Annotated in this window: 3 protein-coding genes; all 3 read left to right on the top strand. The window is 64.8% G+C overall.

Going from position 1 to position 1,280, the window contains the following annotated elements:
• The coding region (locus PJE01S_RS24140) for an NAD(P) transhydrogenase subunit alpha (RefSeq protein WP_068836249.1) at positions 1–800 on the top strand (800 nt) is incomplete at its 5' end.
• A 2-nt stretch (positions 801–802) separates the two neighbouring features.
• Positions 803–1,138 (top strand): NAD(P) transhydrogenase subunit alpha part 2, encoded by a 336-nt coding sequence (locus PJE01S_RS24135; protein WP_068836248.1) that lies wholly within the window; start codon positions 803–805, stop codon positions 1,136–1,138.
• The coding region (locus tag PJE01S_RS25450) for an NAD(P)(+) transhydrogenase (Re/Si-specific) subunit beta (protein ID WP_174548584.1) at positions 1,135–1,280 on the top strand (146 nt) is incomplete at its 3' end. The genes PJE01S_RS24135 and PJE01S_RS25450, both read left to right, overlap by 4 nt.

The following is a 1,280-nucleotide window of genomic DNA, read 5'->3' as shown; positions in this document are numbered from 1 at the left end:
CGGCCCAGCTGACCGCGTTTGCGCTGGAGGCCGCGCCGCGTACCAGCCGCGCCCAAAGCATGGACGTGCTCTCCTCGCAGGCCAATATTGCCGGCTACAAGGCCGTGATGATGGCCGCCGAGCAGTACCAGCGCTTCTTTCCCATGCTGATGACGGCGGCCGGCACGGTGAAGGCCGCCCGCGTGGTGATCCTGGGCGTGGGGGTGGCCGGCCTGCAGGCCATTGCCACCGCCAAGCGCCTGGGCGCCGTGATCGAAGCCAGCGACGTGCGCCCCAGCGTCAAGGAGCAGGTCGAATCGCTGGGCGCCAAGTTCATTGACGTGCCCTATGAAACCGACGAGGAGCGCGAAGCCGCCGTCGGCGTGGGCGGTTACGCCAGGCCCATGCCGCCCAGCTGGCTGGAGCGCCAGAAGGCGGAAGTCGCCAAACGCGTGGCGCAGGCCGATGTGGTCATCACCACCGCGCTGATCCCCGGCCGGGCGGCACCGGTGCTGGTCACCGAAGACATGGTCAAGTCCATGAAGCCCGGCAGCGTGATCGTCGACCTGGCCGCGCCGCAAGGCGGCAACTGCCCCCTGACCGAGCCCGACCAAATCGTGATCAAACATGGCGTGACGCTGGTCGGCCAGACCAATGTGCCGGCCCTCGTCGCCGCCGATGCCAGCGCGCTCTACGCCCGCAACCTGCTCGACTTCCTCAAGCTCATCATCACCAAGGAAGGTGCGCTAAAAGTCGACCTGGAAGACGACATTGTGGCCGCCTGCCTGATGACGCAAAACGGCGAAGTGAAAAGGAAATAACCATGGAAGTCTCCCACACCCTCATCAACCTGATTATTTTTGTGCTGGCCATTTACGTGGGCTACCACGTGGTCTGGACCGTCACGCCCGCCCTGCACACGCCGCTGATGGCGGTGACCAACGCGATTTCCGCCATCGTCATTGTGGGCGCCATGCTGGCGGCCGCGCTGACCGAGACGGGCCTGGGCAAGACCATGGGCGTGCTGGCCGTGGCGCTGGCAGCCGTCAACATCTTCGGCGGCTTTCTGGTGACGCGCCGGATGCTGGAAATGTTCCGGAAAAAGGAGAAGAAAGCACCCGCTGCTGCTGCTTCCGTCAATGCAGGAGCCGCCAAATGAGCATGAACCTCGTCACGCTGCTGTACCTGGTGGCCTCTGTCTGCTTCATTCAGGCGCTCAAGGGCCTGTCGCACCCCACCAGCTCCATCCGCGGCAACCTGTTCGGCATGGTGGGCATGGCCATTGCCATGCTGACCACGGC

Origin of the sequence: Polaromonas jejuensis NBRC 106434 (assembly GCF_001598235.1) — a bacterium.
Classification (GTDB): Bacteria; Pseudomonadota; Gammaproteobacteria; order Burkholderiales; family Burkholderiaceae_C; genus Polaromonas; species Polaromonas jejuensis.
This window is presented reverse-complemented; position numbering and strand designations above follow the sequence as displayed.

Excerpts from the sequence above, each read along its gene's own strand:
- PJE01S_RS24135 (WP_068836248.1), top strand. The coding sequence starts at position 803 with ATGGAAGTCTCCCACACCCTCATCAACCTGATTATTTTTGTGCTGGCC.